This is a genomic window from Mycobacterium sp. Root265 (genome assembly GCF_001428895.1).
GTDB lineage: Bacteria > Actinomycetota > Actinomycetes > Mycobacteriales > Mycobacteriaceae > Mycobacterium.
In genome coordinates, this window is sequence record NZ_LMJA01000004.1 from 60,762 (window position 1) to 84,167 (window position 23,406).

Sequence of the window (23,406 nt, forward strand, 5' to 3'; positions counted from 1 at the left end):
GTTCACGCTGTGAATCGGGTTATAGCCCGGTCGCACGGAACCCGGCGTTGAAGCTGACCCGGTCATAGCGCACGACGCCGGCCTGGGTGTACGGGTCGCTCGCGGCGACGGCGTCGGCCTCCGCGGCGGACATGTCCCCGGCGATCAGCACCGCACCCTCCTGTGATTCCACCCGGCCGGCCAGCAGGATGCGACCGGCGGCGACCTCGTCGGTCAACCATTGCAGGTGCGCCGGACGGGTCTGGTCGATGACGTCGAGCGGCTGCAGATAGGTGATCGTGAGTACGTGGAACACGCCCGAAGACTAGTTGATCGGCGCGTTCAGCCAGCGCAGGTCTTCGATGATGCCGCGGGCCGCGACCACTCCCTGTCCCGTCTGCCAGACCTCGTTGTTCACCGCGAACACCCGGTCGTCCCGGTTGGCCGACAGCTTGCGCCAGGCGTCGCTGTTGAGCACGGTGGCCGCCCGCTCCCTGGCTTCGGCCGTCTCGAAGGACAGGTAGATGATGTCGCCGTCGGCCGCGGACAGGTCGGTGTCCCCGGACAGGTCGGCGGTACTCACCTCGGTGTAGGGGACATCCGTGAAGCGTTGTGCGGCAGGGCGATCCACGCCGACCGCGCGCAGCACGGTGGCCGGGAAATTCGCCGCGCCGTACACCCGCATGGACGTCTCGGTGAATTGCACGACCGAGGCCTGGAAGTGGGTGGCGTCGGCACGTTCGCCGGCCTCGCGGGCGTCACGCTCGAAATTGTCGAGCACCGCATCGGCGGCGCCGGGGCGCCCGGTCGCTGCCGCCACGGCGCGCAGGGTGTCCTGCCAGTCGGTGGCACCGCCGGTGAACACCGTCGGCGCGATATCGGTCAGCGCGGCGAAGGAATCCGGGGTCTGGTCCGCCGATCCGAGGATCAGGTCCGGGGCGGCAGTGCGGATGGCGTCCAGGTCAGGTGCGTCACGCGGACCGAAGGCGGGGGCGTCGTGCAGGACGGTGCCCAGGTAGGACGGCGGGGGCGCGGCGGTGCCGACCACCCGGCTCTGCAGGCCCAGCGCGCACAGCGCGTCGAGCTCGGAATCCGACAGCGCCACGATGCGTTGCGGATCGCCGCGCACCTCGGTTTCCGGCGCCACGCCGCCGGCGTTGCGCACTCGGCGCGGTTCATCGGGGGACTGGGCGGGCGCCGGTTCGGGGGCACACGATTCATCGGGCCTGCGGTGGTTGCCCAGCACGTCGGCGCTGGCTATCCGGGTGGTGCTGGTGATGGGGGCGCCCGGTTCGGTGATGGGTGCGGTGTCGTCGGCCCCACACGCCGTCAGCAGAGCGAACGTGACTGCGACACCCGCGGCGAACAGGCCTTTGCGCGCACTGGGTAACGGCACGGGCCGAGGGTATCAACCGGGCTGTTTCCGGCCGGTCAGGCACCGTTCGGGCTCGAATACGACAGTTTGTAGGACACCGATGCCGCGCCCGGCGGAGATGGGGATAAGATGCCCGACAGAGCCATTGCCGGGATGACCCGTCGACTTTTTATGGAGGATCTGTTGGTAGCCGAAGCGCCCCCAATCGGAGAACTCGAGGCACGGCGTCCGTTCCCGCAGCGGATGGGCCCCAAGGGCAACCTCATCTACAAGCTGATCACCACGACCGATCACAAGCTGATCGGCATGATGTACTGCGTCGCCTGCTTCATCTTCTTCTTCATCGGCGGCCTGATGGCCCTGCTGATGCGCACCGAACTCGCGGTGCCGGGCCTGCAGTTCCTCTCCAACGAACAGTTCAACCAGCTGTTCACCATGCACGGCACCGTGATGCTGCTCTTCTACGCGACGCCGATCGTGTTCGGTTTCGCGAACCTGGTGCTGCCGCTGCAGATCGGCGCCCCCGACGTCGCGTTCCCGCGGCTCAACGCCTTCTCCTTCTGGCTGTTCCTGTTCGGCGCGCTGATCGCCATGGGTGGCTTCATCACCCCCGGTGGCGCCGCAGACTTCGGCTGGACCGCCTACTCGCCGCTGACCGACGCCATCCACTCCCCGGGCGCCGGTGGCGACCTGTGGATCATGGGTCTGGCCGTCGGTGGTCTGGGCACCATCCTCGGTGGCGTCAACATGATCACCACGGTGGTCTGCATGCGCGCTCCCGGTATGACCATGTTCCGGATGCCGATCTTCACCTGGAACATCCTGGTGACCTCGATCCTGGTGCTGCTGGCCTTCCCGCTGCTGACCGCGGCGCTGTTCGGCCTGGCCGCCGACCGACATCTCGGCGCACACATCTATGACCCGGCCAACGGCGGTGTGCTGCTGTGGCAGCACCTGTTCTGGTTCTTCGGGCACCCCGAGGTGTACATCATCGCGTTGCCGTTCTTCGGCATCGTGTCCGAGATCTTCCCGGTGTTCAGCCGCAAGCCGATCTTCGGGTACACCACCCTGATCTACGCGACGCTGGGCATCGCGGCACTGTCGGTGGCGGTGTGGGCGCACCACATGTACGCCACCGGCGCGGTGCTGCTGCCGTTCTTCTCGTTCATGACGTTCCTGATCGCGGTGCCGACCGGTATCAAGTTCTTCAACTGGATCGGCACGATGTGGAAGGGGCAGTTGACCTTCGAGACACCGATGTTGTTCTCGGTGGGCTTCCTGATCACCTTCCTGCTCGGTGGCCTGTCCGGCGTGCTGCTGGCCAGCCCGCCGCTGGACTTCCACGTCACCGACAGCTACTTCGTCATCGCGCACTTCCATTACGTGCTCTTCGGCACCATCGTGTTCGCCACCTATGCGGGCATCTACTTCTGGTTCCCGAAGATGACCGGCCGCCTGCTCGACGAGCGCCTGGGCAAGCTGCACTTCTGGCTGACCTTCATCGGCTTCCACACCACCTTCCTGGTGCAGCACTGGGTCGGAGACGAGGGCATGCCGCGTCGTTACGCCGACTACCTGCCCAGCGACGGGTTCACCACGCTGAACGTCATCTCCACCGCGGGCGCGTTCATCCTGGGCATCTCCACGCTGCCGTTCGTCTGGAACGTCTTCAAGAGCTGGCGTTACGGCGAGCCCGTCGTGGTCGACGACCCGTGGGGCTACGGCAACTCCCTGGAGTGGGCCACCAGCTGCCCGCCGCCGCGGCACAACTTCACCGAGCTGCCCCGGATCCGTTCCGAGCGCCCGGCGTTCGAGCTGCACTACCCGCACATGGTGGAGCGGATGCGCGCCGAGGCGCACATCGGCCGGGCACACGGGCCCTCCGACGGTGACGTCACCAGAATCGACGACGTCGAAGTCCGCAGCTGATCTGACGCGTACCCCACATCAGCTGACTCGAGGCATCTAACGGAGGTGAGTGTGCCGACGGCCTCGCAGTCAGTCGACCCCTCGCGCAAGCGTTCGTCGTTGTTGATCACCGTCAGCGGCGTGGACCAGCCCGGCGTGACATCCGCACTTTTCGAGGTGCTGTCGCGGCATCACGTGGAGCTGCTCAACGTCGAACAGGTCGTCATCCGCGGCCGGCTCACCCTCGGTGTGCTGGTGTCGGTGGACACCAAGGTCGCCGACGGCGCCGAGTTCGCCGACGAGGTCCGCGCCGCCATCCACGGCGTGGGCCTGGACGTCGAGATCGAGCGCAGCGACGACAAGCCGGTACTGGAGGAGCCCTCCACCCACACCATCGTGGTGCTGGGCCGGCCCATCACCGCCGAGGCGTTCGGGGTGGTGGCCCATGAGGTCGCCGCGCTGGGGGTCAACATCGACGCCATCCGTGGTGTCTCCGACTACCCGGTGACCGGCCTGGAATTGCGGGTCTCGGTGCCCCGCGGCGGCGCGGCCTACGTCCAGTTGCAGAACGTGATGGCCCGCACCGCCGTCGCGCTCGGTGTCGACATCGCGCTGGAGGACTACAGCCTGTCGCGGCGCACCAAGCGGCTCATCGTGTTCGACGTCGATTCCACGCTGATCCAGGGCGAGGTCATCGAGATGCTCGCCGACAGGGCGGGTGCGCTGGCCGCGGTCGCCGAGGTCACCGAGGCGGCGATGCGCGGTGAGCTGGACTTCGCCGAGTCACTGCACAAGCGGGTGGCCACGCTGGCGGGCCTGCCCGCCGAGGTGCTCGACGAGGTGGCCGACCAGATCGAGCTGACCCCGGGCGCGCGGACCACCATCCGGACGTTGCGTCGGCTGGGATATCACTGCGGCATCGTCTCCGGCGGCTTCCGTCAGGTGATCGAGCCGCTCGCCCACGACCTGATGATGGACTTCGTGGCCGCCAACGAACTGGAGATCGTCGACGGTAAGCTCACCGGCCGGGTGGTGGGTCAGGTCATCGACCGCCCCGGAAAGGCCAAGGCGCTGCGCGATTTTGCGCAGCAGGTCGGGGTGCCGATGGAGCAGACGGTGGCCGTCGGTGACGGCGCGAACGACATCGACATGCTGTCGGCGGCCGGGCTCGGTGTGGCCTTCAATGCCAAGCCGGCGCTGCGCGAGGTCGCCGACGCCTCGTTGAGCCATCCCTACCTGGACACCGTGCTGTTCATCCTCGGGGTGACCCGCGGTGAGATCGAGGCCGCCGATGCGGTCGACGGGACCGCGCGCCGCGTCGAGATCCCCGAGGACTAAACGACGACCGCCGCGCGGGTTTCGCCCGTGACGGCGACACCGGTGATGGACTGCCAGGCCCGCGCCATCAGGTCGACGGCCGCTTCCAGCTGAGGTTCGGGCAACGCATAAGGCACCCGGATGAACCGTTCCAGGGTGCCGTCGACCCCGAACCGCGGTCCAGCGGGCAGGTCCAGTCCCAGCCGCGATGCCGCCGCGGACAGTGCGGTGCTCATCGGCGCGGGCAGTTGCACCCACAGCGACATCCCGCCGCGCCCCGGACCGGGACGCCAGTCCGGCAGCCGGCGGGCCAGCAGCTCGATGAGGAAGGCCCGCCGGGCCAGCAGCAGCTCGCGGCGCTCCGGGAGTACCTCGTCGCGGATCTGGAGAAGCCTTGCCGCGGTGAGCTGTTCCAGGATCGGCGTGCCCAGATCCACCGAGGCGCGGTGCGCCGCGATGGTGGCCAGGGTGGGGGGCTCGGCGCGGATCCACCCGATGCGCAGCCCGCCCCAGAACGACTTGGACATCGAACCGACAGTGAGCACCAGGTCGTGCCGGGACGGCACGGAGGCGGCCAACGGCGCGGGCGGCTCCTCGTCGATCCACATGTCCAGGATGGACTCGTCGACGATGGTGCGTGTCCTGGTCTCGGAGATGATGTGGCCCAGCCGGTTTCGTTCCTCCGGCGGCATGGTGAAACCGGTCGGGTTGTGGTTGTCGGGGATGACGTAGGCGAGCGCGGGCGCCAGCTGACGGATCGCGGCGTGCAGAGCGTCCAGCTCCCAACCGTTCTCGTTGAGCGCCACCGGAACCGCACGGGCTCCCGAGGTCGAGATGCAGGACAGCGCACCGTGATAGCTGGGCTGCTCGACGAGCACCCGGTCGCCGGGCTGGGTGAACGCCGCCAGGATCAGGCCGATGGCATGCTGGGCCCCGCTGGTGATCATGATCTGCGCGGGGTCGGTGGGTAATCCACGCGTGCAATATCTTTCGGCCACCGCGGTGCGTAGCGCACAGACCCCGGTCAGCTCGTGACCCGGTTCGGCCAGATACGGCGTGATGTCGCGGGCGGCATCGGCGAAGGCTTCCAGCACCGCGGCACTGGGCGCCGACAGCGCGGCGGCCGCCAGGCTCATCGTCGGTGCGCCGTCCGCGGCGGGGATCTCCGGGCGCGGAGGCAGTGACGCGGTGCTGCGGGCGCCGCGGCGGGCGTTGAGGTAGCCGTCCTCGCGCAGCGCGTTGAATGCCGCGGTGACCGTGGTCCGCGACACCCGCAGCGCATCGGCCAGGGCGCGCTCGCTGGGCAACCGCGAACCCACCGGAACGCGGCCGTCGACGATCAGCAACCGGATGGCATCGGCCAGTCCGAGATAGGCGGGGCCGGTCAAACTGGACGTGCGCCAGTTACCCAGTTCGCGGGCCAGTAGGTCCACATCGAGTGCTCGGGTACCCATATCGCTAGACATTGAGGCCAGTATCTGCCAACTGGCTATTGATTGGCAAGCCACATGGCCACGATCATCGAGTCATGCGAAAGAACTGGATGTCTCGAGTGGCGGGAAAGTATCGGCGGTCCGGCACCTATAACCGGCGTGCCATCGACAGCACCGATGCCCGTCGGGTCCACGGCGAACTCGACGCCATCCGCGCACGTTTCCCCGACCACGCATGACCACCGGACTGACCCGCGGAGCGCTACTCCTGCTCGGCCTGACCGGTTACGGCTTCTCCATGGCCCTGATGGTCCAGGCCGGACTCGGACTGGACCCCTGGGACGTGTTCCACCAAGGCCTGAGCCGGCACACCGGGATGACCATCGGTGTCGCCTCGGCCGTCGTCGGTCTGGTGGTGCTACTGGCCTGGATCCCGCTGCGCAACCGGCCCGGTATCGGCACGATCGCCAACGTCATCGTCATCGCGGTGACCGTCGACATCGGTATCGCGGTGCTGCCCGCCCCCGACGACCTCCGGCTGCGGGTGCCGATGATGCTCGGTGCGGTGCTGCTCAACGCGATCAGCACGGTGCTCTACATCGGCGCCGGGCTGGGCCCCGGCCCGCGCGATGGGCTGATGACCGGCCTGGTGGCGCGCACCGGCCTGTCGGTGCGATTGATCCGCACCCTCATCGAGGCCACCGTGCTGACCGCCGGGTGGCTGCTCGGCGGCACCGTCGGCGTCGGGACCGTCATCTACGCCTTCGGCATCGGACCGCTGGTGCAACTGATCCTGCGGCACATGCCGCGCCGGCTGCTCTTCCACGACTTCGGCGCAGCCGGGCGAGCGGAGCTACGGGAAAGCACGCCGAGCGGTGATGGGCGGCCCCGTTCGGCCAAGGGCGACGACACTACGATGAGCGGGTGCCAGCAGACGAGCCCATTGCAGACCCCGACCTGCTGATCGATTTCGCCAAGGTCACCCTGCGCCGCGGGGGCAAGACCCTGGTCGGGCCCATCAACTGGGCCGTCGAACTCGACGAACGCTGGGTGGTGATCGGTCCCAACGGGGCGGGCAAGACGTCATTGCTGCGGATGGCGGCCGCCATCGAGCACCCGTCGTCGGGCACCGCGTTCGTGCTCGGTGAGCGACTCGGGCGCACCGACATGTCGGAGCTGCGGTCCCGGGTCGGGCTGAGCAGTTCGGCTCTGAGTCAACGGATCCCCGACGACGAGGTGGTGCGCGACCTGGTGGTCTCGGCCGGGTATGCGGTGCTGGGCCGCTGGCGCGAGAAGTACGACGATGTCGACTACGAGCAGGCCGTCGACATGCTGGAAAGCCTGGGCGCCGAGCATCTGGCCGAACGCGCCTACGGCACCCTGTCCGAGGGGGAGCGCAAGCGGGTGCTGATCGCCCGCTCGTTGATGACCGATCCGGAACTGCTGCTGCTCGACGAGCCGGCCGCCGGACTGGACCTCGGCGGCCGCGAGGAACTGGTTTCCCGGCTGGCCGATCTGGCCGCCGACCCCGATGCGCCGGCCATCGTGCTGGTCACCCACCACGTCGAGGAGATCCCGCCCGGGTTCAGCCATTGCCTGCTGCTCTCGGAGGGCAGCGTGGTCGGTGCCGGGCTGCTCACCGACGTGCTGACCGCGGAGAATCTGTCCACGGCGTTCGGGCAGTCGATCGCCCTGGAGTACCTCGACGGCCGCTACTTCGCCCGTCGCACCCGCAGCCGCGCCGCACACAGGAGGCGAGCCACATGACAGACCCCAACGATCCGCTGGTGCCCCGGCCCGCCTCCACCGTCATGCTGCTGCGGGACCAGGGCACCCCGGAGTCCCTGGAGATCTTCCTGATGCGCAGGCACTCGGCGATGGACTTCGTGGCCGGTGTGATGGTGTTCCCCGGTGGCGGCGTCGACGAGCGCGATCGGGGGACCGGGACAGCCTGGTACGGCCCGGAGCCCACCTGGTGGGCCGAGCGCCTGAACGTCGATGTCGACCTGGCCGAGGCGCTGGTGTGCGCCGCAGCCCGGGAGACCTTCGAGGAGTCCGGGGTGCTGTTCGCGGGCGCCGCGGATGATTCCGACATCCTCGTCGACGACGCGTCGGTGTACCGCGAGCAGCGCGCGGCGCTGGCCAACAACTCGCTGTCCTTCGCCGACTTCCTGCGCGCCGAGAAACTGGTCCTGCGCGCCGATCTGCTGCGGCCGTGGGCCAACTGGGTCACCCCCAAAGAGGAACGCACCCGCCGCTACGACACCTACTTCTTCGTCGGCGTCATCCCGGAAGGCCAGCGCGCCGACGGTGAGAACACCGAGAGCGACCGGGCGTTCTGGTCCACCCCGCAGGCCGCGCTCGACGAGTTCGCCGAGGGCCGCTCCTTCCTGCTGCCGCCCACCTGGTCGCAACTCGACTCCGTCAATGGCCGCACGGTGGCCGACGTACTGGCCACCGAACGCCGGATCGTGGCGATGGAGCCGAGCCTGACCGCGGACAAGGGGACCGGCGACTGGGACATCGAGTTCTTCGACGGCGCCCGCTACAACGAGGCCCGCAACCGGCGCGCCCCGCAGGGCTACAAGGACGCGAAGCCCACATGACCGAATGTGCCGCCTCCGCGGCGGGAAGCGAATTCGTGTCCGCTGTCGTCAACGACGGAATCGGCACCCTGGTGCTGTCCCGTCCGCCCAGCAATGCGCTGACCCGGCAGATGTACCGCGAGATCGAGGCGACAGCCGCCGATCTCGGCGCCCGCGACGATGTCGGTGCCGTCATCGTGTTCGGCGGGCACGAGGTCTTCAGCGCCGGTGACGACGTACCGGAATTGCGCCGCCTCGGTGCCACCGACGCCGAGAGCGTCACCACCGCCTGCCGGGCCGCGCTGGACGCCGTCGCGGCCATCCCGAAGCCGACCGTCGCCGCGGTCACCGGCTACGCGCTGGGTTCCGGGCTGGCACTCGCCCTGGCCGCGGACTGGCGGATCTCCGGGGACAACATCAAGGTGGGCGTCACCGAGGTGCTCGCCGGCCTGCTGCCCGCCGCGGGCACCGACCGGCTGGTGGGCACCGTCGGCCCCGCCCGGGCCAAGGAACTGGTGTTCAGCGGCCGGTTCGTCGGAGCCGAAGAGGCGCTGGCACTCGGTCTGGTCGATGAGTTGGTGGCCCCGGACGGTGTCTATGACGCCGCGCTGAGCTGGGCGCGCCGGCACGCCGAGGCACCCGGATACGTGCTTGCCGGAGCCAAGGCGATGATCGACGCCCCAGGTGAAGGGGTACGCAGCTACGTCGAGGTCTTCGGGGCGACCATCGGCAGTTAGGCTGCCCATATGACGAGCACGGACCATACGCCCCACGTCGATGACGACGCGGCTGCTTTGACCCATGTCGCCGAAGCGGCTCCAGCGCCCAATCCGCACGCCACCGCCGAGCAGGTCGAGGCCGCGCTGAAGGACACCAAGCTGGCCCAGATCCTCTACCACGACTGGGAAGCCGAGACCTACGACGACAAGTGGTCGATCTCCTATGACCAGCGCTGCATCGATTACGCGCGCGGTCGCTTCGACGCCATCGTCCCCGACGAGGTGCAGCGCGAACTGCCCTACGACCGGGCGCTCGAGCTCGGCTGTGGCACCGGGTTCTTCCTGCTCAACCTGATCCAGGCCGGGGTGGCCCGCCGCGGCTCGGTCACCGACCTGTCCCCGGGCATGGTCAAGGTCGCCACCCGCAACGGGCAAGGCCTGGGACTCGACATCGACGGCAGGGTCGCCGACGCCGAGGGCATCCCATATGAGGACAACACCTTCGATCTGGTGGTCGGCCACGCCGTGCTGCACCACATCCCCGATGTGGAGAAGTCGCTGCGCGAGGTGGTGCGCATCCTCAAGCCGGGTGGCCGCTTCGTCTTCGCCGGCGAGCCCACCAGCGCGGGCAACGTCTACGCCCGCAACCTGTCCACCCTGACCTGGCGGCTGTCCACCAACATCACCAAGCTGCCCGGCCTGGAGGGCTGGCGGCGCCCGCAGGAGGAGCTCGACGAGTCCTCGCGTGCCGCGGCGCTGGAGGCCGTGGTCGACCTGCACACCTTCGATCCCGAGGATCTGGAGCGGATGGCGGCCAATGCGGGTGCCGTCGAGGTGGCCACCGCCAGCGAGGAATTCACCGCGGCGATGCTGGGCTGGCCGATCCGCACCTTCGAGGCCTCGGTGCCTCCGGGCCGGTTGGGTTGGGGCTGGGCCAGATTCGCGTTCAACAGCTGGACGACGCTGAGCTGGGTGGACGCCAACGTGTGGCGACGCGTCGTGCCGAAGGGCTGGTTCTACAACGTGATGGTCACCGGGGTCAAGCCGTCGTAACCTTTACGACTGAGGACGTCGGCTACCTGGCCCGCGACGAGGGCCGGGCGGCGCTGGACATGGTCGCCGGTCATGCGCTGACGGATGCCACCCGGGTCGCCGATATCGCCACGGTACGAACACGTTTCGGTGAGCGCACCGCGGTACTGGTGGAGACGACACTGTTGCGACGCAGGGCGGCGGCCAAGTTCGACGATCCCTCGTCGTGGTTGTTCACCGACGACGCGCTACAGCAGGCCACCGCTGCGGCGGTCGCCGCGCACCGGGCCCGTCGGCTCACCGGCGCGCGGGTACACGATGTCACCTGCTCGGTGGGCGCCGAACTCGCCGCGCTGCGACCGCTCGCCGGGCAGTTGCTGGGCAGTGACCTGGACCCGGTGCGACTGGCCATGGCGCGCAACAACGTTCCCGATGTAACCGTGTGCCGCGCCGACGCGCTGCGGCCGGTCACCCGGGACACCGTGGTGCTGGCCGATCCGGGCCGGCGCACCGGAGGACGGCGGCGGTTTGATCCGCGCGCCTACACCCCGCCGCTGGACGAGCTGTTCGACGCCTACCGCGGGCGCGATCTGGTCGTGAAGTGCGCGCCCGGAATCGATTTCGATCAACTACCCGAGCTCGGATTCGACGGCGAGGTCGAGCTGTGCTCGCTGGGCGGCAGCGTGCGTGAGGCCTGCCTGTGGCCTGCGGGTCTGGCCGAAGCGGGTGTGCGCCGGCGCGCCACCCTGCTGGATCGCGGCGAACAGCTCACCGATGCGGACCCCGACGAGTGCACTGTCGGACCGGCGGGGCGCTGGATCGTCGACCCCGACGGGGCGGTGGTACGGGCGGGCCTGGTGCGCCAGTACGGCACCCGGTACGGGCTGTGGCAGCTCGACCCCGATATCGCGTACCTGTCCGGAGACGAACTCCCGGACGGGGTACGGGGTTTCGAGGTCCTCGGCGAGATCGGGTTCGACGAGAAGCGGCTGCGCCGGGAACTGACGTCCCGCGACGGCGGGGCGCTGGAAATCCTGGTGCGCGGGGTGGACGTGGACCCCGACGCGCTGCGGCGCCGGCTGAAGCTGCGCGGGGCACAACCGCACTCGGTGGTCATCACCCGCATCGGCACCGGAGCGGCCGGCCGTGCGGTGGCATTCATTTGTCGGCCGTCCCGATAGCGCCACAGGTACCCTGACGGGCAGCGGCGCCTGTGCTGCTCCCGGTTCTGGAGGATCCCCTAGATGCGCGTACCCACGGTTGCCGTATCGGTGCTGGCCGCAGCCGCCACCGCCCTGTCGGGTCTTGCGGGTGCCGCCACGGCGTCGGCCGCGCCGCCCAAATGCGAGGACGTGGGCGCCATCGCCGGGCCCGGGTTCACCTGCCAGATCCAGCAGGCCGAACCGGCCTACATGCTCAACATCAGCTTCCCGTCCGATTTCCCGGACCAGAAGGCGGTCGTGGAGTACGTCAAGCAGACCCGCGACGGTTTCCTGAATGTCGCCAAGACCCCCGACTTCCGGGGGATGCCTTATGAGTTGGACACCACCTCGGCGCAGTACAGCTCCGCGGTCCCGCCGCGCGGCACCCAGTCGGTGGTGTTCACCACCTATCAGAACGTGGGCGGCGCGCACCCGCAGACCTTCTACAAGACGTTCAGCTGGGATCAGGCCTACCGCAAGCCGATCACCTTCGAGAACCTGTTCCGCCCGGGCACCGACCCGCTGCCGGTCATCTTCCCGGTGGTGCAGGCCGACCTGGCCCGGCAGTCCGGCATCCCCGACCCGGTGCTGCCCGAAACTGGTCTGGACCCGGCCAATTACCAGAACTTCGCCATCACCGACGATGCGGTGATCTTCTTCTTCGGTCAGGGCGAGCTGCTTCCCGAATCGGCCGGAGCCGTTCAGGTGTCGGTGCCGCGGGCGACCGTCGCCCCGCTGCTCGCCTAGGCGGGCGCGAACCCGTAGACCTGGCCGTCGCTGGTGGCGGTGACCACCCGGCCGTCATGACCGATCGACACCCCGACCGGGCGGCCGGTGGCCTCCGGCAGCGGGTAGCGGTTGATGGTGCCGCCCTCGATCGGATCGAACACCAGCAGCGCCTGCCCCTGCTCGCCGTCGCGCACCACCGTGTAACCGATGTCCTCACCGGCCCGGCTCGATGTCGACAGCGGCTCCACATCCGCACGGGTCCAGACGATCTCACCGGTGTCGCTGATACCGGTCAACTGAGCGCCCGGGCCGCCGCCGGCGACGATCACGCCTTCGGCGGACACCGAGGGCGGTGTCTGCGGCTGATAGCCCAGCTCCACCGACCATCTCGCTCGGCCGTTGGCGGTGTCGACGGCCCACAGCCGCCCGTCGCGGCCGTTGACGTAGGCGGTGGACCCGTCGGCCGACAGCACCGGGCTGGCGATGGGCCCACCGCCCACCGCCTCGCTGGTCCACTCGCGGCTCAGGATCGGGGTCTGGTCCGGCCGGTACCGCAGGCCGACGAGCACGGGTGCCTGCGCGCCGGGCTCCCACAGCCCGACCACAACGATCCCGGTGTCGACGCCGAACGCGGGTGCGGCCGCGATCGGGCATTGCGGGCGGGCCGGTCCGCAGTCGGCGAGACCACGCGCGGAATCGGTGGGATCCACCCCGGCGACCAGATCCAGTGACGTGCCCACGACGGTGCCCTTGTGCGCGTCGAACACCAGCACCTGACCCAGATGGGTCAGGACGAGCAACTGGCCCGGCGCCAGCAGCCGTGGCGTGGTCGGCATCCCGATCACCGGCTGGCGCCACCGGATCCACTGGGTGGGCGGGTAGGACATGATCGCGCCGGGCTGGCCGACGTAGAGGTTGTCGAAATCGTCGAAGAGGGGACTGGACAGCGCGCCGCCCTGCCACAACCGGGTGCACCAGCGTTGACGGGCGTTGTTGTCGGTCTCCCAGACCATCAGCGAGCAGCCGTCGCGGGTCTGGCCGTTGAGGGCGAGGTAGCTGCCCGAACCCAGCGAGGCCTGCGCGCCGAGCTCACCCTTGACCGACCGCTCCCAGTCGGGGGAGAGCGTTTGCGCCCCGGTGACGGGGCTGTAGCTGCTGTTGGCGGCGTCGGCGTACTGGGCCGCCCAGCCGATCGACGGGTGGGCCTCGACCCACGAATCGGTTTTTCCGCAGGAACTGACGGTCAGCGCCGCGATTCCCAGCACGGCAGCAAGCCGGCGCACAGTTCCTCCTCGAGCAGGCATCGAGGTCCGAGACTAGCCCGTGCCGGGCTCGCGTAGGCTGACCGGCCATGACGACGATGTGGGGCGCGCCGTTACACAAGAGGTGGCGTGGTTCGCGCTTGAGCGATCCGCGCCAGGCGCAGTTTCTGACCCGCGACTCGCTGCGCTGGGTGCTGGCGAACAAGGCGTACACGCCGTGGTACCTGGTGCGCTACTGGCGGTTGCTGAAGTTCAAGCTGCGCAACCCGCACATCATCACCCGCGGCATGGTGTTCCTGGGCAAGGGTGTGGAGATCGAGGCCACCCCGGAGCTGTCCACCATGGAGATCGGGCGCTGGGTACACATCGGGGACAAGAACACCATCCGGTGCCACGAGGGGTCGCTGCGCATCGGCGACAAGGTGGTGCTGGGCCGGGACAACGTGATCAACACCTACCTGGACATCGAGCTCGGTGATTCGGTACTGATGGCCGACTGGTGCTACGTCTGCGATTTCGACCACAAGATGGACAGCCTGGAGCTGCCGATCAAGGATCAGGGCATCATCAAGAGCCCGGTGCGGATCGGTCCGGACACCTGGGTGGCGGCGAAGGTCAGCGTGCTGCGTGGCACCTCCGTCGGCCGCGGATGTGTGCTCGGTGCGCACGCGGTGGTCAAGGGGGAGATCCCGGACTTCTCCATCGCCGTCGGTTCACCGGCGAAGGTGGTCAAGAACCGCAAGGTGGCCTGGGACGCGTCGGCCGCCGAGCGCGCCGAGTTGGCCGCGAACCTGGCCGATATCGAGCGGAAGAAAGCCGCGCGCTGATCAGCGCAGCGCGCCCTCCAGCAGTTTCTGCCACGCGGGCTTCGCGAGTTCGGCGTTGCTCGCCGCATCGTCGCCGTAGAAGAACGCGTTGATGCCGGTGGTGGTCTGACCGCCCGGTGCGCACATGCCGAACATCACCGCACCCGTGGTCGGTTCGGCCAGCCGCGCCACCAGGTAGCGCTGTTTGTCGTCCTGATACACCCGGTCGACGAGACCGACGAAATCGTCCTGCGCGGGCCGCAGCGTGCGCAGGTCTCCCACATCGGCGTGGTCGAGCCCGAAGGCGGCCAGCATCAGCTTCCACGCCTCGGGCTGGGGGATGTCCCCGGTGGCCGACAGGTGAAAGGTGACGGCCGGTGTGCCCGCGAAGTGCGCGAGATAGTTGTGCAGCACCGCGAAGTGGCCGGGCCAGCCCGATTCGAAACCCTCGATCTGGTCATCCCAGTCGGCGCTGTCGGTGAACAGCGAGTGCACCATCCGGATGACGCAGCGCTCGCCGGAACGCGCGGTGACGGTGACCTCGGTGGCCACCGGCGGTGCGTCGTCGCACCACTCGCGTTCGACGTAGCCGAACCGGTGCGGCGGTTCCCATTGCGTCACTTCGCCGCTGGAGGATCCGTTCGGCCCGAAGTCGAAGGCGACGGCACCGCCCACCTTCTCCTCGATGGTGGTGTTGGTGAACCAGGCCGTGTTTCCCGGTCCGGTGGCGACGGCCTGCCATACCTGTTCCGGCGTGCCGGGGACCACGAGTTGCATTTCGACCCAGCGCTTTTCGTCGTCATGGTTCACGGGCATGTCGGTTCTCCTGGCTCTCGTCGGGCGACGGCGCGGGGTAGGACGCGACGAACAGTCGATGAGGACGTCCGCGTGGTGCCGTCTCGTCGTGGTAGCGGGCGGCGAGCGCCGCGACCGCTTCGGTGAGGTCCCTGGTGAAAAAGGCACGATCCGCCGGGGACCGGAAGCGGATCGTGGTGTCGATGGACAGCGTCGCCAGGCGTTTGTCGGCTTGCCTTGCCGCCTGCCAGATTTCACCGACCTCGTTGACCACCCGCGCCGCCAGCGCGATGAGGTGGCCGGCCGAGAAGCGGTCGTTGGTGTTGTCGACCCGGGAGGCGACCTGCCCCAGCGCGCTGGGGGACACCACATAGGAGGCCGCGCTGGCGACCAGCAGGCGTTCGGTCAGCCCGCCCCACTGCCGCTCCTCGGCGACGGCCACCAACCGATGACGTTCCAGCGCGCGCAGGTGGTAGTTGACCTTCTGGCGGGAAAGACCGACCCGAGCCGCCAGCGTCGCGGCGGACGCCGGCTCGCTCAGCTCGGCCAGCAGTCGTGCACGCACGGGATCGAGCGCGCTTGTCGCGGCCGCCGGGTCGGTGATCACCTCGATCTCGACCATGTGCCCAGTTTGACCTTGACAAAAAATATTGTCAAGGGTGCCGAAACACGCGTACCCGTTGCTCCCAAGGCCTGTGGAGCAACGGGTACGCGAGTTTCGCCGGGTGAAGGCGCGGGTGGGTCAGCCGTAGTCGGGCAGCGGGCGTTCCACGATGAGCCGGCGCGGTTGCGGTTGCCGCTCGGCGCGTTTGGCGGCCAGGTAGACCTGCGCGGTGTGGTCGGCCACCGTCGGCCAGGAGAAATCGGAGGTCAGCCGGTCACGGGCGGCCAGTGCCCGCTGCTGGGCGGCGGCCGGGTCGTCGAGCACGCCCCGCACCGCGGTGGCCAGGCCCGCCACGTCGCGCGGCGGGCAGGACATGCCGGTGACGCCGTCGATGACGGCCTCACCCAGCCCGCCTGCGGTCGAGGTCACCAGCGGGGTGCCGGTGGCGGCGGCTTCGAGCGCGACGATGCCGAACGGTTCGTAATGCGAGGGCAGCACCGCCGCATCGGCGCGGTGCAACAAGGTGACCAGGCCCTGATGGTCCACGCGGCCGATGAACTTCGTGGCCTTGAGCACCTTGTGCTTGCGGGCCTGTGCGGTGAGGAAGTCCAGCTGGGTACCGTCGCCGGCGATGGTCAGCGTGGTGCCCGGGTGGGTCTTGCGGATGCGGGGGAGTGCGGCGATCGCGTCGTGCACACCCTTCTCGTACTCCAGTCGACCGAAGTAGAGCAGCTCGGCCGGGCCGCCGTGGGCGCGGCGCGGCGCGAACGGCCAGCCGTCGGTGTCGATCCCGTTCGGGATGACGGTGGTCTCGGACAGTCCCGGTCCGAACAGGGCGTCGATCTCCTCGCGCATGGACGCCGAACACGTGATCAGCGAATCGGATTCGTGCACCAGCCAGGATTCCAGTGCGTGCACCTGGCGGCTGACCGGTCCGGAAACCCACCCCGAATGTCGTCCCGCCTCGGTGGCGTGAATGGTGGAAACCAAAGGCACATCGAAGAATTCGGCCAGCGCGATAGCGGGGTGGGCCACCAGCCAGTCATGCGCGTGCACCAGGTCGGGTTCCCAGTCGCGCAGCGTCAGCCCGGAGCGCACCATGGCGTGTCCCATGGCCATCGTCCAGGCCATCATGTCTGTGCCGAAGGTGAATTCGTGCGGGTCCTGGGCGGCGGCGATGACGCGCACGCCCTCGGTGACCTCGTCGGTCGACGGGTGGGTGCTCGGGTCGGTGCCGGTGGGCCGGCGCGAGAGCACCACCACCTCATGGCCGGCCATCACGAGTTCGGTGGCCAGGTGGTGCACGTGGCGGCCGAGGCCGCCGATGATCACCGGTGGGTACTCCCACGACACCATGAGGATCTTCACGTGCACGCACCTTCGACGGACGGGGTCATCGGGGGAGCCGCCTGGCGTCCAGGGCGCCGAACAGCCCGTCGGCGCGGTTCCAGTCGCCGGCCAGCCGCTGCGCCTGCTCGCGCCGCCCGGAGGCCAGCGCCGCCGAGATCTCCCGGGTGGCATGGGCGTGCAGATGGGCGCGGTAGCGGGCGTATTCGGCGGCGGAGTCCTTGCTGACCATGAACGGCCAGTCACTGGACACCGTCAGCAGGGTCTCGCGCAGGATCTGGTCGGCCACCAGATCGCGCGACGCGCCGGGCCCGCGGTGGGCCAGCGCCTTGTCCACCGCCGACAGCGCGGTGTCGACGACCTCGGCGTTGAGTTGCACCAGATCGGACACCTTCTCGCCGTTCCAGACCTGCCAGTCCTTGCCCGAACCCCAAGAGCTGGGCGGCAATTCGACCGCAGGGCCGACGAATCCGGCCTCGATGGCGTCGGAAAGGGTGCCCACCCGGATACCGGCCTCGGGCAGCGCGCGCAGCAGTCGTTCCAGCCACCGCGGGCCCTCGTACCACCAGTGCCCGAACAGTTCGGTGTCGAAGGCGGCGACCACATGCGCCGGCCGACCGATGCGTTCGGATTCCTGACGCAGCCTGCGGCGCACCACGCCGACGAAGTCCGCGACGTGTTTGTCGATCGCCTTGTCGGCGCGCTCGGGTTCGTAGGGCGCCTTGGCGTCGGAGGGCACGTTGCGCCCCGTCACCCGCGCGGGCTTGAGCCCGGTGAGGTGGTCATAGGTGTGGAAGTCGCGGTAGGCGGCGTGCCCGGGGTAGCCGGACTTCGGCGACCACACCCGGTAGCTGACCTGCAGGTCGCGACCGAAGGCCACCACGTCGGTGTCACCGACGGGCCTGCCCAGCGCGGTATCGCCGTGCAGCGACGGACCGTCGACCATGAAGTGGCTGACACCGGCTGCGGCGTAACCGGTTTCCATTCCCGGGGCGTACGCGCACTCGGGGGCCCAGATGCCCGTCGGGGTGTGGGCGAAGCGCTGCCGGGCATCGGCCAGGCCCTCGCGTAGCGCGAACTCGCGCAACCGCGGATTGAGCAGCGGCTGGAACGGGTGCGAGAGGGGACCGCCGAGCAGCTCGATGGTCCCGGCGTCGACGAGCTGGCGCAGCAGCGGACTGCCGCCGTGGCGCCACAGCGTGGTGAAGTCCTCCAGGGCCTCGGTGGCGGCCGCATGTTCGCGGATACCGAACTGGCGCATCGCTTCCGCCGAACCGAAGGTGCCCGCGGCGCCGGTGCCGGTCTGCACGGTGGTCGCTTCCAGTGCCCGCAGCTGCCAGTTGGCCAGCCAGTGGTGCATGCCGGTCAGGCAGTACGGGTCATCGAGCTGGGCGGTGACCACCGGGGTCATGCCCAGGCTGACCAGGTGGCTGCGGTCCTCGGCGGCCAGCGTGCGCAGCACCCGCATGAGCGGCAGATAGGCCGCCGCCCAGGACTGGTACAGCCATTCCTCGCCGACGGGCCAGCGGCCGTGGTGGGCCAGCCAGGGCAGGTGCGTGTGCAGCACCAGCGTGAACATGCCGGGGGACTCCGGCACAGATTCCGGCGGGCGGGAGCGCAGCGACTGGGGAAGTGATCGCGTCACGGCAGCACCGCGATGGCCACCAGATCCAGGCTGTCGTCGATTCGGCTTTCCTTCGCGTCGAGCAGATCGAAATCCTCGGCGCGCACCGCGGCGACGTCGGCGAGCAACTCCTGCGACCACGGCGCATCCGCAACCGCGCGGTCGATCTGGGCCGCAATGATGGAACCGCCGTGGCGGGCGTCGCGTTCGGCCAGTGCGGTGCCGTGGAAAACCCCGAGCATGGCCTCGACGCGGAAGCCGCCCTGCTCCAGCAGTTCGGTGAGTTCGTCGGCGTTCAGTTCCCGGGTGTGGAACGGGTTGAGCGGGGTGTCACGGCCCGGTGAGAAGGTGATGCGATTCGGCGTGGACATCAGCAGCACCCCGCCCGGGCGCAGCACGCGGGCGCATTCGGTGACGAACTGGCCCTGGTCCCACAGATGCTCGATCACCTGGAAGTTGACCACCACATCCACCGAGCCATCGGCTAATGGCAGGTCTGCGAGGTTGCCCAGGTGCATCTGCACCCGCGGATACTTCGCGCGGATGTGCGCGACGGCCTGCTCGTCGTAATCCACCCCGGTGACACTGCGCGCGACGGCGGCGATCAGATCGGCGCCGTACCCCTCGCCGGGGCCGGCCTCCAGCACGTCGCGACCGGCGCAGCGGTCGGCGAGTCGCTGATAGACGACCTCGTGGCGGCGGAACCAGTAGTTCTCCTCGGCCAGGCCGGGGATGGTGCGCTCGCCGGTCAGGGGCAGGGGATCGCCCGGGCCAGCGCTGTCGACGGAACCGATTGTGCTCATTGGAAGGCAGGCTAACCCGTAATGGCCGGTTCGCGAACGGATGCCCTGGCGACCGTGGGGTCTGAGCGAACCAACCAACGGGTTATGGTGTCCATGCGTGCCGTCAAAGTTACCCGCGAGTAACCTGGAGGCCGTTCGACAAAACGTGATATGCCCAGGCCGGCTGCCGGCCTCATCGAGGAGGACGAACCACAGTCATGACAAACATCGTGGTCCTGATCAAGCAGGTCCCTGACACTTGGTCCGAGCGCAAGCTGTCCGAGGGTGATTGGACCCTGGACCGGGAAGCTGCCGACGCCGTGCTCGACGAGATCAACGAGCGTGCCGTCGAAGAAGCGCTGCTCATCAAGGAGCGCGAGGGCGGCGACAGCACTGTCACCGTGCTGACCGCCGGCCCCGAGCGCGCCACCGAGGCCATCCGCAAGGCGCTGTCCATGGGTGCCGACAAGGCCGTGCACCTCAAGGACGACGGCCTACACGGCTCCGATGTGATCCAGACGGGCTGGGCCCTGGCCCGCGCGCTGGGCACCATCGAGGGCACCGAGCTGGTCATCGCCGGTAACGAGGCCACCGACGGCGTCGGCGGCGCAGTGCCCGCCGTCATCGCCGAATACCTGGGTCTGCCGCAGCTGACCCACGTACGCAAGCTGAACGTCGAGGGCGGCAAGGTCACCGGCGAGCGCGAGACCGACGACGGCGTCTTCGGCCTTGAGGCCTCGCTGCCCGCCGTGGTCAGCGTCAACGAGAAGATCAACGAGCCCCGCTTCCCGTCCTTCAAGGGCATCATGGCCGCCAAGAAGAAGGAAGTCACCGTCCTGACCCTGGCCGAGATCGGTGTCGAGGCCGACGAGGTGGGCGTGGCGAACGCGGGTTCCAAGGTGCTCTCGTCGACCCCCAAGCCCCCGAAGACCGCGGGCGAGAAGGTCACCGACGAGGGCGAGGGCGGCAAGAAGGTCGCCGAGTACCTGGTCTCCCAGAAGCTGATCTAGTCGCCGATCCCACTCTTCTCTGACAACACATAAGGACATATTCATGGCTGAAGTACTTGTGCTCGTCGAGCACGCCGAAGGTGCACTGAAGAAGGTCAGCACCGAACTGATCACCGCCGCCCGCGTTCTGGGTGAGCCCTCCGCGGTCGTGGTGGGTGCCGAGGGCACCGCCGCGGCCCTCACCGACGGCCTCAAGGCCGCCGGCGCCGCCAAGATCTACGTCGCCGAGTCGGCCGACGTGGACAGCTTCCTGGTCACCCCGAAGGTCGACGTGCTCGCCGCGCTGACCGAGTCGGCCGCTCCCGCCGCCGTCGTCATCGCCGCCAACGCCGAGGGCAAAGAGGTCGCCGGCCGGCTGGCCGCGCGTCTGGGCTCGGGCCTGCTGGTCGACGTCGTCGAGATCAAAGAAGGCGGCATCGGCGTCCACAGCATCTTCGGTGGCGCGTTCACCGTCGACGCCCAGGCCACCGGTGAACTCCCCGTGATCACCGTGCGCCCGGGTGCCGTCGAGGCCGCCCCGGCCGACGGTGCCGGCGAGGTCGTCTCCGTCGAGGTTCCGGCGCAGGCCGAAAATGCGACGAAGATCACGTCCCGCGAACCCGTCGTGGCGGGTGACCGTCCGGAGCTCACCGAGGCCAGCGTCGTGGTCGCCGGTGGCCGTGGTGTCGGTAGCGAGGAGAACTTCAAGGTCGTCGAGGAGCTCGCCGATTCGCTCGGTGCCGCCGTCGGCGCCTCGCGTGCCGCCGTGGACTCCGGCTACTACGCCGGTCAGTTCCAGGTCGGTCAGACCGGTAAGACGGTCTCCCCGCAGCTGTACATCGCGCTGGGCATCTCCGGTGCCATCCAGCACCGCGCCGGTATGCAGACGTCCAAGACCATCATCGCGGTCAACAAGGACGAAGAGGCGCCGATTTTCGAGATCGCCGATCTCGGCATCGTCGGCGACCTGTTCAAGGTCACCCCGCAGCTGACCGAGGCGGTCAAGGCCCGCAAGGGTTAATCCCGCTCTCTGCAGCTCGGAAGGCGCCCCGGAACACATGTTCCGGGGCGCTTTCGCGTGCTGTGCGTGCTGTTCACGCACCGTGCACGGACACGTCACGCCCCTGATGCCGCCCGGAGACCCGCAGGCGCGACCGTGCTCAGCATGAGCACCGCATCTGTACTCATACCGGCTGATGACATCGACCAGGCGACACCCGGGACACCGGGGCCGCGCTACACCCTGCTGCTGTCCACCGAACCCGCGGATATCGAGGCGGCCCAGCGCCTGCGCCACGATGTGTTCACCTCCGAGCCCGGTTTCGCCATGGCGCAGACCAGCGACGGACTGGACGCCGACCGCTTCGACCAGTTCTGCGATCACCTGCTGGTGCGCGAGGACGGCTCCGGCGAACTCGTCGGCTGCTACCGGATGCTCCCGCCGCCCGGCGCCATCGCCGCCGGAAGTCTGTACACCGCCACCGAATTCGACGTCCGCGCGCTGGACGCCCTGCGGCCGTCGCTGGTCGAGATGGGCCGCGCCGTGGTCCGCGGGGATCACCGCAACGGGGGTGTGGTGCTGCTGATGTGGGCGGGCATCCTGGCCTACCTGGACCGCTGCGGCTACGACTACGTGACCGGCTGTGTGTCGGTGCCCACGCATCCAGCCGGCGACCTGGAGCGCCCCGGCAGCCAGCTGCGCGGGGTCCGCGACTTCGTGCTGCGCCGCCACGGCGCCCCGCGGGAGTTCACCGTGCGGCCCTACCGCCCGGTGGTCATCGACGGCCGCGGCCTCGACGAGATCGCACCACCGGCCCGGGTCACCGTGCCGGCGCTGATGCGCGGCTACCTGCGCCTCGGCGCCCAGGTGTGCGGTGAACCCGCCCACGATCCCGAGTTCGGCGTCGGTGACTTCCCGGCGCTGCTGGACAAGCGGCACGCCGACGTGCGCTACCTGAAGAGGCTGCGCTCGGTATCGCAGGCCGCCGACACCACCGAGAGCGAGACCGGATCATGACCGTCGCGAGCGATCACTCCTGGCTGCCGCGGGCCTCCTGCGACGCCAGCTGCATGCACGCCGGTGCGGCCCCGCTCGGATCCCGTCCGGCGGTCTGGACCCGCACGACGCTGCGCGTCACCGGTGCACTGCTGTTGTTCCTGGCGGTGCCGCTGCTGGCGGTGCCGCTACCGGGCCGCTCGCACCTGCAGCGCGCCTACTGCCGGCTCATGCTGCGCTGCGTCGGCGTGCGGATCACCGTCTCCGGTGGCCCCATCCGCAACCTGCGTGGCGTGCTGGTGGTCAGCGGCCACGTGTCCTGGCTGGACATCTTCAGCATCGGGGCGGTGATGCCGGGGTCGTTCGTGGCCCGCGCCGACCTGATCAACTGGCCTGCGCTCGGTGTCGTCGCCCGCATCATGAAGGTCATCCCGATCGAACGGGAGAATCTGCGCAGGCTGCCCGCGGTGGTCAGCGCGGTGGCGGCGCGGCTGCGCAACGGCCACACGGTGGTGGCCTTCCCGGAGGGCACCACCTGGTGCGGGCTCGGATACGGACGGTTCCGGCCGGCCATGTTCCAGGCCGCCGTGGACGCGGGCCGCCCGGTGCAGCCGCTGCGGCTGGACTACCACCATCGTGACGGCAGCCCGTCGACCGTGCCCGCCTACATCGGCGAGGACACCCTGCTGGACTCGATCCGCCGGCTCGTCACGGCCCGCCGCACGGTGGTGCACGTGCAGGTGCAGTCGCTGGAACTGCCCGGGGAGAACCGGCGCGACCTGGCGGCCCGCTGCGAGGCGGCCGTGCGCGGCACCGCCCGCCGCGCCGTGGCACCCGGCGCGCACGGTCACACACCGGGGCACGCACTGGCCGCCTGACCTCGACGGCCGGCCGCACCCGGGCCGGCGGCTATCCTTGATGG

Annotated in this window: 24 protein-coding genes; 15 read left to right on the forward strand and 9 right to left on the reverse strand. The window is 69.1% G+C overall.

Features of this window, described 5'->3' with window-relative positions; translation table 11 throughout:
- Window positions 1-19: 19 nt before the first annotated feature.
- Both ASE48_RS06595 and ASE48_RS06600 read right to left on the reverse strand, forming a co-directional pair.
- A complete protein-coding gene (locus ASE48_RS06595; RefSeq protein WP_057166258.1) occupies window positions 20-295 on the reverse strand; it encodes a YciI family protein in 276 nt (91 codons plus the stop codon).
- Between the two features lie 9 nt (window positions 296-304).
- On the reverse strand, window positions 305-1,375 hold the full coding sequence (locus ASE48_RS06600; protein WP_057166259.1) for an iron-siderophore ABC transporter substrate-binding protein: 1,071 nt from the start codon (window positions 1,373-1,375) through the stop codon (window positions 305-307).
- Between the two features lie 162 nt (window positions 1,376-1,537).
- On the opposite strand from ASE48_RS06600, the gene ctaD reads away from it, so the two are divergent.
- Both ctaD and serB read left to right on the forward strand, forming a co-directional pair.
- Entirely contained in the window at window positions 1,538-3,283 is a 1,746-nt protein-coding gene (gene ctaD / locus ASE48_RS06605; RefSeq protein ID WP_057166409.1) for an aa3-type cytochrome oxidase subunit I, read from the forward strand.
- A gap of 51 nt (window positions 3,284-3,334) precedes the next feature.
- Window positions 3,335-4,600, forward strand: a complete 1,266-nt coding sequence (gene serB / locus ASE48_RS06610; RefSeq protein ID WP_057166410.1) for a phosphoserine phosphatase SerB — start codon at window positions 3,335-3,337, stop codon at window positions 4,598-4,600.
- On the opposite strand, the gene yczR is transcribed toward serB, so the two are convergent.
- Window positions 4,597-6,045, reverse strand: coding sequence for a MocR-like transcription factor YczR (gene yczR, locus ASE48_RS06615; protein ID WP_057166260.1), 1,449 nt, complete (start codon window positions 6,043-6,045; stop codon window positions 4,597-4,599). The two genes, serB and yczR, sit on opposite strands and share 4 nt — an antisense overlap.
- A gap of 62 nt (window positions 6,046-6,107) precedes the next feature.
- Between yczR and ASE48_RS33085 the strand changes: the two genes are divergently transcribed.
- The 8 genes from ASE48_RS33085 (at window position 6,108) to ASE48_RS06650 (ending at window position 12,297) form a co-directional block, all read left to right on the forward strand.
- The gene (locus ASE48_RS33085) at window positions 6,108-6,251 is read left to right on the forward strand and encodes a hypothetical protein (protein ID WP_200962094.1); all 144 of its coding nucleotides are present in this window, start codon (window positions 6,108-6,110) and stop codon (window positions 6,249-6,251) included.
- Window positions 6,248-6,976, forward strand: a complete 729-nt coding sequence (gene yczE, locus ASE48_RS06620; RefSeq protein ID WP_057166261.1) for a membrane protein YczE — start codon at window positions 6,248-6,250, stop codon at window positions 6,974-6,976. Before ASE48_RS33085 ends, yczE begins: the two co-directional genes overlap by 4 nt.
- Window positions 6,937-7,779, forward strand: coding sequence for an ABC transporter ATP-binding protein (locus ASE48_RS06625; protein WP_057166262.1), 843 nt, complete (start codon window positions 6,937-6,939; stop codon window positions 7,777-7,779). The genes yczE and ASE48_RS06625 overlap by 40 nt, the downstream gene beginning before the upstream one ends.
- The gene (locus tag ASE48_RS06630; protein ID WP_057166263.1) at window positions 7,776-8,618 is read left to right on the forward strand and encodes an NUDIX hydrolase; all 843 of its coding nucleotides are present in this window, start codon (window positions 7,776-7,778) and stop codon (window positions 8,616-8,618) included. The genes ASE48_RS06625 and ASE48_RS06630 overlap by 4 nt, the downstream gene beginning before the upstream one ends.
- Window positions 8,615-9,334, forward strand: a complete 720-nt coding sequence (locus ASE48_RS06635) for an enoyl-CoA hydratase (protein WP_057166264.1) — start codon at window positions 8,615-8,617, stop codon at window positions 9,332-9,334. The genes ASE48_RS06630 and ASE48_RS06635 overlap by 4 nt, the downstream gene beginning before the upstream one ends.
- A gap of 9 nt (window positions 9,335-9,343) precedes the next feature.
- Window positions 9,344-10,369, forward strand: coding sequence for a class I SAM-dependent methyltransferase (locus ASE48_RS06640; protein WP_235570855.1), 1,026 nt, complete (start codon window positions 9,344-9,346; stop codon window positions 10,367-10,369).
- Entirely contained in the window at window positions 10,303-11,529 is a 1,227-nt protein-coding gene (locus tag ASE48_RS06645) for a class I SAM-dependent methyltransferase (protein WP_162264193.1), read from the forward strand. Before ASE48_RS06640 ends, ASE48_RS06645 begins: the two co-directional genes overlap by 67 nt.
- 63 nt (window positions 11,530-11,592) lie before the next feature.
- A complete protein-coding gene (locus ASE48_RS06650) occupies window positions 11,593-12,297 on the forward strand; it encodes an esterase (protein ID WP_057166265.1) in 705 nt (234 codons plus the stop codon).
- Here the strand turns inward: ASE48_RS06650 and ASE48_RS06655 are convergent.
- Window positions 12,294-13,583 (reverse strand): outer membrane protein assembly factor BamB family protein, encoded by a 1,290-nt coding sequence (locus tag ASE48_RS06655; protein ID WP_057166266.1) that lies wholly within the window; start codon window positions 13,581-13,583, stop codon window positions 12,294-12,296. The two genes, ASE48_RS06650 and ASE48_RS06655, sit on opposite strands and share 4 nt — an antisense overlap.
- A 47-nt stretch (window positions 13,584-13,630) precedes the next feature.
- Between ASE48_RS06655 and ASE48_RS06660 the strand changes: the two genes are divergently transcribed.
- On the forward strand, window positions 13,631-14,368 hold the full coding sequence (locus tag ASE48_RS06660) for an acyltransferase (protein ID WP_057166267.1): 738 nt from the start codon (window positions 13,631-13,633) through the stop codon (window positions 14,366-14,368).
- Here ASE48_RS06660 and ASE48_RS06665 read toward each other — a convergent pair whose 3' ends face one another.
- The 5 genes from ASE48_RS06665 to ASE48_RS06685 all read right to left on the reverse strand — a co-directional run bounded on the left by ASE48_RS06665 (window position 14,369) and on the right by ASE48_RS06685 (window position 19,520).
- Window positions 14,369-15,163: an SRPBCC family protein gene (locus ASE48_RS06665; protein WP_057166268.1), complete on the reverse strand. Its 795-nt coding sequence runs from the start codon at window positions 15,161-15,163 to the stop codon at window positions 14,369-14,371.
- A complete protein-coding gene (locus tag ASE48_RS06670) occupies window positions 15,147-15,764 on the reverse strand; it encodes an ArsR/SmtB family transcription factor (protein WP_057166269.1) in 618 nt (205 codons plus the stop codon). The genes ASE48_RS06665 and ASE48_RS06670 overlap by 17 nt, the downstream gene beginning before the upstream one ends.
- A gap of 120 nt (window positions 15,765-15,884) precedes the next feature.
- Window positions 15,885-17,114, reverse strand: a complete 1,230-nt coding sequence (locus ASE48_RS06675; RefSeq protein WP_057166270.1) for a glycosyltransferase family 4 protein — start codon at window positions 17,112-17,114, stop codon at window positions 15,885-15,887.
- Between the two features lie 25 nt (window positions 17,115-17,139).
- Window positions 17,140-18,672, reverse strand: coding sequence for a 1,4-alpha-glucan branching protein domain-containing protein (locus tag ASE48_RS06680; RefSeq protein ID WP_057166413.1), 1,533 nt, complete (start codon window positions 18,670-18,672; stop codon window positions 17,140-17,142).
- A 62-nt stretch (window positions 18,673-18,734) separates the two neighbouring features.
- Window positions 18,735-19,520: a class I SAM-dependent methyltransferase gene (locus tag ASE48_RS06685; RefSeq protein ID WP_057166271.1), complete on the reverse strand. Its 786-nt coding sequence runs from the start codon at window positions 19,518-19,520 to the stop codon at window positions 18,735-18,737.
- Window positions 19,521-19,717: 197 nt separating this feature from the next.
- Here ASE48_RS06685 and ASE48_RS06690 point away from each other — a divergent pair, with 197 nt between their 5' ends.
- The 4 genes from ASE48_RS06690 to ASE48_RS06705 all read left to right on the forward strand — a co-directional run bounded on the left by ASE48_RS06690 (window position 19,718) and on the right by ASE48_RS06705 (window position 23,362).
- Window positions 19,718-20,509: an electron transfer flavoprotein subunit beta/FixA family protein gene (locus ASE48_RS06690; RefSeq protein WP_057166272.1), complete on the forward strand. Its 792-nt coding sequence runs from the start codon at window positions 19,718-19,720 to the stop codon at window positions 20,507-20,509.
- Window positions 20,510-20,552: 43 nt separating this feature from the next.
- Complete coding sequence (locus ASE48_RS06695; protein WP_057166273.1) at window positions 20,553-21,509, forward strand: electron transfer flavoprotein subunit alpha/FixB family protein; 957 nt, start codon at window positions 20,553-20,555, stop codon at window positions 21,507-21,509.
- A gap of 144 nt (window positions 21,510-21,653) precedes the next feature.
- A complete protein-coding gene (locus tag ASE48_RS06700) occupies window positions 21,654-22,505 on the forward strand; it encodes a GNAT family N-acetyltransferase (RefSeq protein ID WP_057166274.1) in 852 nt (283 codons plus the stop codon).
- Window positions 22,502-23,362 carry a lysophospholipid acyltransferase family protein gene (locus ASE48_RS06705; protein WP_057166275.1) on the forward strand — a complete coding sequence of 287 codons (861 nt, stop codon included), beginning with the start codon at window positions 22,502-22,504 and terminating at the stop codon, window positions 23,360-23,362. The genes ASE48_RS06700 and ASE48_RS06705 overlap by 4 nt, the downstream gene beginning before the upstream one ends.
- Window positions 23,363-23,406: the final 44 nt, after the last annotated feature.